9 protein-coding genes and 1 pseudogene are annotated in these 10,378 nt (G+C 34.5%); 1 reads left to right on the top strand and 9 read right to left on the bottom strand.

All coding sequences use genetic code 11. The features are described from left to right. Positions 1–324: 324 nt before the first annotated feature. The 9 genes from G577_RS0108875 to rpsF form a co-directional block, all read right to left on the bottom strand. Entirely contained in the window at positions 325–1,182 is an 858-nt protein-coding gene (locus G577_RS0108875) for a DegV family protein (RefSeq protein ID WP_028790899.1), read from the bottom strand. 291 nt (positions 1,183–1,473) lie between these two features. After that, positions 1,474–2,766 (bottom strand): adenylosuccinate synthase, encoded by a 1,293-nt coding sequence (locus tag G577_RS0108880; RefSeq protein WP_028790900.1) that lies wholly within the window; start codon positions 2,764–2,766, stop codon positions 1,474–1,476. A 224-nt stretch (positions 2,767–2,990) separates the two neighbouring features. Beyond that, the gene (locus tag G577_RS0108885; protein WP_028790901.1) at positions 2,991–4,913 is read right to left on the bottom strand and encodes a fructose-bisphosphatase class III; all 1,923 of its coding nucleotides are present in this window, start codon (positions 4,911–4,913) and stop codon (positions 2,991–2,993) included. Between the two features lie 141 nt (positions 4,914–5,054). Beyond that, positions 5,055–6,422, bottom strand: a complete 1,368-nt coding sequence (gene dnaB, locus G577_RS0108890) for a replicative DNA helicase (protein WP_028790902.1) — start codon at positions 6,420–6,422, stop codon at positions 5,055–5,057. Positions 6,423–6,638: 216 nt separating this feature from the next. Beyond that, positions 6,639–7,091 carry a 50S ribosomal protein L9 gene (gene rplI / locus G577_RS0108895; RefSeq protein WP_028790903.1) on the bottom strand — a complete coding sequence of 151 codons (453 nt, stop codon included), beginning with the start codon at positions 7,089–7,091 and terminating at the stop codon, positions 6,639–6,641. Between the two features lie 9 nt (positions 7,092–7,100). Next, the gene (locus G577_RS11370) at positions 7,101–8,555 is read right to left on the bottom strand and encodes a GGDEF domain-containing protein (RefSeq protein WP_051176749.1); all 1,455 of its coding nucleotides are present in this window, start codon (positions 8,553–8,555) and stop codon (positions 7,101–7,103) included. A 192-nt stretch (positions 8,556–8,747) separates the two neighbouring features. Next, positions 8,748–8,987 carry a 30S ribosomal protein S18 gene (rpsR, locus tag G577_RS0108905; protein WP_028790904.1) on the bottom strand — a complete coding sequence of 80 codons (240 nt, stop codon included), beginning with the start codon at positions 8,985–8,987 and terminating at the stop codon, positions 8,748–8,750. Positions 8,988–9,010: 23 nt separating this feature from the next. After that, on the bottom strand, positions 9,011–9,514 hold the full coding sequence (gene ssb / locus G577_RS0108910) for a single-stranded DNA-binding protein (RefSeq protein WP_028790905.1): 504 nt from the start codon (positions 9,512–9,514) through the stop codon (positions 9,011–9,013). 40 nt (positions 9,515–9,554) lie between these two features. After that, the gene (gene rpsF / locus G577_RS0108915) at positions 9,555–9,854 is read right to left on the bottom strand and encodes a 30S ribosomal protein S6 (protein ID WP_028790906.1); all 300 of its coding nucleotides are present in this window, start codon (positions 9,852–9,854) and stop codon (positions 9,555–9,557) included. 342 nt (positions 9,855–10,196) lie between these two features. Here rpsF and G577_RS0108920 point away from each other — a divergent pair. After that, positions 10,197–10,378: pseudogene (locus tag G577_RS0108920) on the top strand (IS1380 family transposase); the annotation flags it as partial.

Here is a 10,378-nt window from a genome sequence, read left to right on the forward strand (position 1 = left end):
CTTACAAATAGAGGTTTGTCGTAAAAATTTCAGGACGTTCAGTTCAGAAAAAATTGCGTTCATTTCATTTGGTAATTGATTTTTGATGTTTTTTAAGTGTATCATAAGAGCAAGAACTCCTTGTTTTTAGATTTGTCGTTAAATCCATTATAAAACAAAAGGAGTTCTTTTTGTATCCTTTGAACAAAAGTCAAGCGAACCATTATTTTACTATCAGCGTTGTTCTATCAAAGGGACATCATTATTTTGGGTATGCGAAACTTGAGTCAATTATATGCTTAAAATAAAAACAAGGGCATCTGAGTGCCCTTGTTTTTATTTTTCTTAACTCCCCATTGAAAACACAGCAATACATCCATAACCAGTGTGACTAGAGATTGTAGGTCCTAAAGGGTAATAAGTAATTGGCGTTTTAGGATAGTATTGTTTTAATTGTTGAATAACTTTATCTACCGCTTTTCTATCACCACTATAAGCAACATAAAAATGATTAACTATAGATAAATCAACTCCAGTAATGGTTTCTTTTACCATCCGTTGTAAAGCTTTCTTGCGTCCATGGACTTTATCAACATTTTGCAATTGGCCTTTTTTATCCACATTAAGAATAGGCTTAATACTTAACAATTCACCGATAGCGGCTTGTGCTTTGGACACTCTGCCACCATGTATTAAATGTTTCAAATCATCAACTGTAAACCAAGAACGCAAATATGTTTTATATTTATCTAACCACTGTACGGTTTCTTTTAATGTCTTCCCTTCTTTTTGTAAACGAGAAGCCTCCATTACCAACATCCCTTGCCCTAAACTAGCCGTTTTCGTATCAAAACTAGTAATATCAAAGTCAGGGTATTTTTCTTGTAATGACTTAATTGCATTCAGAGAACTTTCATAGGAACCACTTAAACCAGAGGAAAAACTAACATATAATACAGGGATAGATTTTTTTGCGTAAGGCTCTAAAAATTCCATATATCTTCCCACGTTAATTTGTGAAGTATTGGGATGCTTATTTTCTTTTAATTGATCCAGAAACCAAGCGTCATCAAAAGTTTTCCCGAGATCATCCCTATATTCTTTACCCTCTAACTCAACAAACATAGGAATATAGGCAACTTTGTATTTATCTAGCAAGTCTGCAGGGAGATCACAGCAAGCATCTGTTATAATTTGAAACATGTTCTCGCTCCTTTGAAGTTGTCTTATTTTCATTATACCTTACAATACCGAATAAATTAAGCTTTTTACATTCATAAAAAAAAAAAAAAAAAAAAAAACACCAGAAATTTTTCCTGGTGTTTTTTTTAGCTAACGGAGGGAAATCTTATTGCCTACCAATTATTGGATAACGAAATCACAAAGGGAATATTCAATTTTTGGTTAATGAATAAAGAAATTAAAAAACATTATTCACAATTTTACCTGTTTTCCGCTTAACTTTTGGCAGTCTTTCTATCTTTTTATAAGATTTTAGTTTTGTGACCAAACACTTTCTAAAATATTCGTTTGATTACGATCAGGACCAACCGAGAAAGTGGAAATTCTTACACCAACAAGTTCAGAAATACGACGAATATAATTTCGAGCATTTTCTGGCAAATCATCCAATGTCTTACATTGGGTGACATCTTCTGACCAACCTGGCAATTCTTCATAAACTGGTTTACAACGATTTAACTCTTTTAAACTTGCTGGATAATGATAAATTAATTGTCCATCCAGTTCATAGGCAGTACAAATTTTTACTGTATCTAAACCACTTAAAACATCCACACAATTTAGCGATAAATTCGTAATCCCCGAAACACGTCGCGAATGACGCATTACGACCGAATCAAACCAACCAACACGACGTGGTCTTCCAGTTGTTGTCCCATATTCATGTCCTACTTCTCGAATTTGGTCCCCTACTTCATCAAATAACTCTGTAGGAAAAGGACCGTCACCTACACGTGAAGTGTAAGCTTTACATACCCCTACAACTTTATCGATTTTAGCAGGGCCTACGCCACTACCAATCGTTACTCCACCAGCAACTGGGTTAGACGAGGTGACAAAAGGATAAGTTCCTTGATCGATATCCAACATCACTCCCTGAGCACCTTCAAATAATACTCGCTTGCCTCGATCCAAAGCATCATTTAAAATCACGGAGGTGTCTGCTACATACTGTTTAATTTGTTGTCCGTATTCATAAAATTCTTCAAAAATATCTTCAAATGCAATGGCTTTATCATCATACATTTTCTCAAATTGTCTATTTTTATCTGCTAGGTTCGCTTTTAAGCGTTCGCTAAAGATATCTTTATCCAACAAATCGGCAATACGAATACCAACACGAGCCGCTTTATCCATATAAGCCGGGCCAATACCCTTAATTGTTGTTCCGATTTTATCAGAGCCTTTAGCATTTTCTTGCAATTGGTCTAATTTGATATGGTATGGCAAAATCACGTGTGCGCGATCAGAAATGCGTAGATTTTCTGTTGAAATCCCATGTTCTTTTAAATAGTTTAGTTCTTCTACCAAAGACTTAGGGTTTACAACCACACCATTACCAATGACACTTGTTTTTTCTTTATAAAAAATCCCAGAAGGAATGAGATGTAATTTATAAGTGACGTCATCAAATTTAATGGTGTGTCCAGCGTTATCGCCTCCTTGATAACGAGCAATTACTTCTGCGTTTTCGCTTAAAAAATCAGTAATCTTTCCTTTCCCTTCATCGCCCCATTGTGTTCCTACAACTACCACTGAAGACATATGGATACCTCTTTCTTTTTGTTCTATTCTCTATCTATACAAAAAAGTAAGTAGCAACTAGCCAATTGCTAATCTCTTTTTCTCACTCCCGCATTATTGTACCAACTCCTCCAAGGAATTACAATGAAAAATCGAATAATTAGGTTTTAACGCTTTAATCATTAGTCAAAATACGAACATTAACTTAATAAATAAGGGAATAATGTTTAAAAAACGAAATATATTTAATAAACATCATAATTTTTATAGAGCGTTTCTAAGGCTTCTTTTTCTTGAATTAATTTTTTTCCAATATTCGTTTGTGCTACAGTTGTACGTCTTTCGACTTCTTCTACTAAACGTTTTGTTGATAAAATGTCGATTTGTTGAGTAACCGCCTCATTTACCGAAGAAAATGGCTGATGTGCTACTAGCTGTAACCCGTAACTATTGAATAATAAAGTATATCCGGCTAAACCTGTTTCTTTTTGATAACTTTTAGCAAAACCTCCGTCGATGACTAACATACTCCCATTAGCTTTAATAGGATTCTCCCCTTTATATGCCTTAACTGGAGTATGGCCATTAATAATATGGCCATTTGTCGGTAAATCAAAATCTTTTAAAATTTCCTTACAGATAGATTCTTGATTTCTTAAACGATAATACGCATTCTTTTCTTCATGATGAGTTCCTGAATCTGCGATATAATAACGCTCAAAAGTTGCCATTTCTTTTTTTCCAAATAACGACGAACATTCTCCGGTCCATAAATACCATAATAAATCCGTTGCAAAATCATTAGATACCTCAGGATGATCATAACTATAACGAATTTGTTCTTCAAAAAAATCCAGCAATTCTTTACCAGAATAATGCTTTTGTCCTAAACGGAATGATTTAAAGTCTCCATTTTGATGTAATGGAATACAACCATGCAATAATAAATTTCCATTATACCGTAAATACATGCTTCCCTTTTTCATCAAAAAATCCATATGACGCTTTAAAGGCTCAGAATTTTGAAATGAACGTAATAAATTTTTTATCAATTCTTCCTCTTCCTTGGTCAAAGCACACGGATCCGCTGGGTCAATAGTCGGTGCTGAAAAATCAACTAATGAATAAGTTTTTCCTTGAAGTTGAATCGTTGATTTCGTATAGTCAATAAAATCTAACATCCTTCGCTCATCCATAAGAAATTCTGGGCGTCGCTTAATTAATTGTCCTTCAAGTTTAAATTGCAGTATAGCCGTTGCTTGCTGGATTTTATTTAAATTATTTTTTTCCTCAGCTGAAAAGCTAGTTTCATCTTCTAATTTTGGTATAAATTTATCTCTTACTGTATAGTGCTTCCAGCTATATTCGACTAAGGGACGGAGGTTAACGCCATATCGCTCTTCAACAATGCCTAAATTTCCATACCTAGCACAAATGCGTAAAACATTCATAAGTGCAAGAGGAGAACCAGCCATACCTGCAAGCCAAATAATATCATGATTTCCCCACTGAATATCCACGGAGTGATAATGAATTAAACGTTCCATAATCAAATCAGGAGCAGGTCCTCGATCATAAATATCGCCAACTACATGTAAATGATCCACAACAAAACGTTGAATCACATAACACAAAGCGCTTATCAAAGATGCCGCTTGGTTTAATTGAATAACATTATCAATAATTGCTTGAATATAATCTTGTTTATCTGTTTCTTGTTGTTTTTCCGTTAATAACTCTTCGACGATATAACTAAATCGATCAGGTAAAGCTTTATGAACTTTCGAACGCGTATATTTACGGCTCGTATAGTTGACAACGGGTATTAATAATTGGATCTTTTGTGCATACCATGCTTTCATATCTGCCGTTTCTTTAGTCATTTTTTCTAGTTTAATTTTTTCTTCCGGATAATAAATTAAGGTAGCTAAATCATCAATGTCTACCTCTGTTTCATTGAAACATTCTTTTATTTTTTCTTTAACACTGCCTGAACCATTCCGTAATACATGATCAAAGGCATCATACTCCCCATGGACATCACTAATAAAATGTTCTGTGCCTTTAGGTAAACGCAAAATCGCTTCTAAATTAATAAGTTCAGTCACTACACTCTCTTTATTAACAAAAATTTCTTTTAATAATTTGTAGTAATTTTCCTCCTTCATCTATATACACTCCCTTAATGAAAAATTGGTATTGTTGTATATAAATACAATACAAGTTTAAAAAAATAGTTGCAAGCCTTTTTTAATAAAAAAACTTGCAACTAAATTCTTTATTTTTTTAAATTGGTATAGTCAAAATAATTATTCAAATGCCGTTCGCGGCGAAAGAGAAGAAAATTTATTGTATTCCTTAATAAATAATAGTTCAACTGTACCTCGAGCGCCATTCCGATTTTTTTCAATAATCACTTCAATAACATTATCATTATTTGTTTTTTCTTCTTCCTCATCCTCATTTTCACGTTGATAATAATCATCTCTATATAAAAAAGCCACAATATCTGCGTCTTGTTCAATTGAACCAGATTCTCGAATGTCACTCAAAACCGGACGTTTATCTTGTCTTTGTTCAACACCACGAGATAATTGCGAAAGTGCAACAACTGGAACATTTAATTCTTTGGCTATTTTTTTCAATTGTCGAGAAATTTCAGATACTTCTTGTTGTCGACTTTCTCTACCTGAACCTTCAATTAATTGCAAATAATCAATTAAAATCAAGCCTAAATTCCCTGTTTCTTGGGCCAATTTCCGACAACGAGCTCGTATTTCAGATACTTTGATTCCAGGGGTGTCATCAATGTAAATGCTTGCTTTAGATAAACTCCCCATAGCTACAATTAAATTACGCCATTCCTCATCAGTTAATTGTCCAGTACGTAAATGGTTCGCATCGATAGAACCTTCAGCACAAAGCATACGGCTAACTAAAGATTCAGCACCCATTTCTAAACTAAAAATAGCGACTGTATTATCTGTTTTTGTGCCAACATTTTGAGCAATATTCAAAGCAAAAGCTGTTTTCCCTACTGCTGGACGAGCCGCAATGATTAATAGTTCATCTTTTTGTAAGCCAGCAGTCATTTTATCTAATGCTTTGTAACCAGTAGGTAACCCAGTGATTTCTTCATTATTTTGAGCCAATTCATCAATATTTTCAATTGTCTGATTTAACACATCCGCAATGGATTGGAAGCCATTACTATTACTTTTCTCTGAAACTTCCATTATGCTTTTTTCAGCATCTTCTACGATTTCTTGCACATTTTCATTTTGTTCAAAACCTGTAGTTACAATTTTATTCGCAGTTTGTATTAACTGACGGAGCGTTGCTTTATCATCTACAATTTTGGCATAATAAGATATACTTGATGAAGTAGGCGAAATTTGACTTAGCTCAGTCAAATAACTGATTCCACCAATATCTTCTAAAGAATTACTTTTCTCAATCTCTGCTTTTAAGGTAATTAAATCAATGGCTTCATTACGGTCATTAAGCTGCATCATGCATTGGAAAATAATTTGATGACTTCTACGATAAAAACTATTTGGCACTAGCAGTTCCATTGCTTCAATGATCGCATCCGAATCAAGAAAAATGGCACCTAATACAGCTTGTTCTGCTTCTATATCTTGTGGTGGCACACGATCTTGCCAAACTTCATTCATACTTCTTCTCCTAAATCATTTTCATTCAAACTCAGATACACAACTCTTCTGAAAAAAGGCTAGGACAAAAGCTCCAACAATGATAAGTTTCCAAATAACTAAAATATTAGTTCATCCAAACTTTACAGTTAGTTTCTCGTAAAAATGAACAATAAAGATTCATTGACTAACTTTCAGGATCATTGCTAGAGTGGCTTGTGTCCTAGCTTCCTCATCTTATTCTTCTACGACATGCACTTTGATATCGGCTGTTACTTCAGGATGTAATTTCACAGGAACATCCGTAAATCCTATAGAACGAATTGGTTCTTTTAACTCAATTTTTCTTTTATCCACTTTAATCTGATATTGTTTGTTTAAAGCTTGAGCGATTTGTTTGGAAGGAACAGAACCAAAAAGCCGTCCATCTTCTCCAACTTTAGCAGGGATTTCCACTACTGTATTTTCATCTTCCAAAGTATTTTTTAAATTTTGTGCTTCTCTTAAATTTTCAGCTTCTTTTTGTTCTTGCGCTTGTTCTTTACCACGCATTTCAGCTACGTTCCCTTGGTTAGCTTCTTTTGCTAGGTTATTTTTAAATAAGTAATTTTGCGCATAGCCATTGGGTACGTCTTTAACTTCTCCTTCTTTCCCTTTTCCTTTTACATCTTGTAAGAAAATGACTTTCATCTTTGTCTTTCACTCCTTCTCATTTAATTGTTTCAACTCATTAATTAACATCTTTCGTACATTTTCAACCGATTTATCTTTTATCTGAGTTGCAGCATTACTAAAGTGGCCTCCGCCACCTAGTTTTTCCATAATACGCTGAACATTGATATTTCCCGTGCTGCGAGCATTAATCGAAATTTCTTGTTCTCTCTGTTTTGTGATAACAAAAGCGGCCTCGATATCATTCATTGACAACAAAGTATCTGCTGCTTTAGAGGCTGTAATATTGTCATAAATCTCATTTTGGGAAGCTACAGCTACTACGATATTTTTAGTTACGTATTCACTGCGTGCTACTAATTCACTCATTTGCAAATACGAATCTAAATCTGAACTCAACAAATAGCGCACTAATGACAGATCTGCTCCATGAGTCTTTAAATAACTAGCTACATGAAAAGTTTGTGCTGTGGTTCGAGTAAAGAAACTTTTTGTATCAACATAAATCCCCGATAACAATAAACCGGCAGTAAATTTCGATAATTTTTTTCTTTTATTCGATTGGAACTGAACTAATTCTGCTACCAATTCGCTAGCAGAAGAAGAGGCAGGCTCAATATAAGTCAATAATGGACGTTCAGGAAATTCTTCGCTACGACGATGATGGTCAATAATCATAATTTTATCAAATACATCATATACTTCTTTTGAAATTGATAGAGCTGGCCGGCTATAATCGACCATAACCAAAACACTATTTTCATCAATAAGTTCTAGTGCTTTTTTTCCAGAGATAACTAACTTAGCTGCTTCTGGATGTTTCTCTATTTCTTCTAAACAACGTTTCGTATCTTCTGTTACTTCATCTTCTTCGATAATGACATAACATTCTTTTTGATTAAGCTGGGCTAAAGCAGCCACTCCAAAAGCACTGCCGATAGCATCCATATCTGGATAATGGTGCCCCATAATAAAAATCTTTTTATTTTCAGAAAAAATCTTTTTTAAAGAAGCACTCATTGCACGTGAGCGTATTCGCGTGCGGTGAATCGTCCCTTCTGTTTGACCACCAAAAAACTGCGGTTTTGCTCGCGAATCAGCATCTTTTATTACTACTTGATCGCCCCCTCGGGCTAAAGCCATATCCAAATTATTTTGGGCAACTTCTCCTATTTTTTCCATCGTATTATTTCCGTAAGCAATTCCCATACTCATCGTCAGTACGAATTCACTATTTGTATCTGAATCTTTTAGTCGTTGTAAAATATCAAATTTTTTTTCTTTTATTTTATTTAAATCCTCTGTACTGGCTACAAAGAAATAACGATCCGGATTGACTCGTTTGTAAAAAATTCCATACTCGTTCGCCCAATCAGAAATCATTGTTGTGACTAAGGTGTTTAGTAAAGAAATATTTTTATCATCCATTTTATCAATAATATCGTCATAATTATCCAAAGAAATAATGCCGATTACAGTCATAACCAAGACCCCTTATCAATTCAAATTCCACTAGTAAAATTTGACGATTATTTAACTTCTTCAAAACTTTTTACTTGATTTTTTCTATTCATTTAACTTCCATTTTATCATAAACGATTAGATTATGCGATTTACAGAACAAGTTAATAGACAAAAAATCCGAATGACAAAATTGTCATCCGGATAGGCTTTTTACGGCTCTTCACTTACAAAAGGCAACAAGCCCATAATACGTGCACGTTTGATGGCAGTAGTCAACTTACGTTGATTTTTTGCACTTGTTCCAGTTACACGACGAGGTAAAATTTTACCTCTTTCTGAAATAAATCTTTTTAATAATTCAACATCTTTATAATCAACATGTTCAATGTGATTTGCTGCAAGATAATCTACTTTGCGACGTCTGCGTCCGCCTCTTCTTTGTTGTGGCATTCTACTTCCCTCCAATCAATGTATTAGAATGGTAAATCATCATCTGAAATATCGATCGAAGAACCACCGAAAGGATCAGTGTTATCACGATCAAAATTAGATGTTTCAGAAGATTGAGATGCTTGGTTTTGATTGTAATTGTCTCCAAAGTTCGGTTGATTGCCACTACCAGAATCATTATCAGAGGAACGACGTTGCTCAGTAACAGAGCGCGGCTCTAATAGTTGGAAATTATCTGCTACAACTTCAGTTACAAAAACACGTTGTCCTTGTTGATTTTCATAATTTCTTGTCTGAATTCTTCCAGTAGCACCAATTAATGCACCCTTACGTCCCAAATTAGCAAGGTTTTCTGCTGCTTTTCGCCAGATCACACAGTTAACAAAATCTGCTTCTCTTTCACCATTTTGATTGGTAAACGTACGATTTACCGCCAGCGTAAAAGTCGCAACTGCTACCCCATTTGCGGTATAACGTAAATCAGGATCTTTTGTCAATCTTCCTACTAGTACAACATTATTAATCAAATTACCATCTCCTCATCGTTATCGTTTCATGTGAAACGTATTAATCCTCTTCTTTCACAATCATATGACGAAGAATATCATTATTGATTCTTGCAAGACGGTTAAATTCATTCACCATATTTGCAGTTGATGGAGAAGAAACGTTAACGATGTGGTAGATGCCTTCACGATAGCCATCTATTTCATACGCAAAACGACGTTTTTGCCAATCTTTAGATTCAATCAATTCGGCGCCATTATTAGTAACAACTGCGTCGAAACGTTCTACTAAAGCATTTTTTGCTTCTTCATCAATGTCAGGACGAATGATGTAGGTAATTTCATACTTCGTATTTTCCATTGATTTTTCACCTCCCTATGGTCTTTGGCTCCTTTTTTCCAGGAGCAGAGAGAGCTGTCAATTAAGACTACTCACGAATTGGAATTATACACGTATTTGTCTTCCTACGCAAGATATTTCGCTTGGATTGTTTGGAATTGGAATAGGTTGTACATAAATAAGTACGCAAAAAATCAACAAAAGCATTCCTGAATGATTTATAAATTTTTCCAAGAATGATTCAATCATTGGTATGCTCATTTTTCTAAAAGTTTAGTTGCTTCACCTTCTGGGTGTACAAAAAGAACGCACTTCGTGTTATTGTAAAGTCGACAAAACATAACAATAAAGGAGTGCGTTCTTATGTCTATTACTTTACAACAAAATTCTCTTACATTCAATGAGCAAAAAGTCATCTCAATAGCCAACGACGGTGGTACCTTAACCAATGACGCGGGGCTCGTCTTACTTTCGGAGTTTCTAAATCAAATTCATTTTGATTCACTGTTAGCGCAATACGTTCATATTCCAGAGCATCGTTTCTT

This window comes from Tetragenococcus muriaticus DSM 15685, assembly GCF_000423785.1.
In the GTDB taxonomy this organism is placed as follows: Bacteria; Bacillota; Bacilli; order Lactobacillales; family Enterococcaceae; genus Tetragenococcus; species Tetragenococcus muriaticus.

Excerpts from the sequence above, each read along its gene's own strand:
- G577_RS11370 (WP_051176749.1), bottom strand. The coding sequence starts at position 8,555 with ATGACTGTAATCGGCATTATTTCTTTGGATAATTATGACGATATTATT.
- G577_RS0108880 (WP_028790900.1), bottom strand. The coding sequence starts at position 2,766 with ATGTCTTCAGTGGTAGTTGTAGGAACACAATGGGGCGATGAAGGGAAA.
- G577_RS0108875 (WP_028790899.1), bottom strand. The coding sequence starts at position 1,182 with ATGTTTCAAATTATAACAGATGCTTGCTGTGATCTCCCTGCAGACTTG.
- G577_RS0108885 (WP_028790901.1), bottom strand. The coding sequence starts at position 4,913 with ATGAAGGAGGAAAATTACTACAAATTATTAAAAGAAATTTTTGTTAAT.
- rplI (WP_028790903.1), bottom strand. The coding sequence starts at position 7,091 with ATGAAAGTCATTTTCTTACAAGATGTAAAAGGAAAAGGGAAAGAAGGA.
- dnaB (WP_028790902.1), bottom strand. The coding sequence starts at position 6,422 with ATGAATGAAGTTTGGCAAGATCGTGTGCCACCACAAGATATAGAAGCA.
- rpsR (WP_028790904.1), bottom strand. The coding sequence starts at position 8,987 with ATGCCACAACAAAGAAGAGGCGGACGCAGACGTCGCAAAGTAGATTAT.
- rpsF (WP_028790906.1), bottom strand. The coding sequence starts at position 9,854 with ATGGAAAATACGAAGTATGAAATTACCTACATCATTCGTCCTGACATT.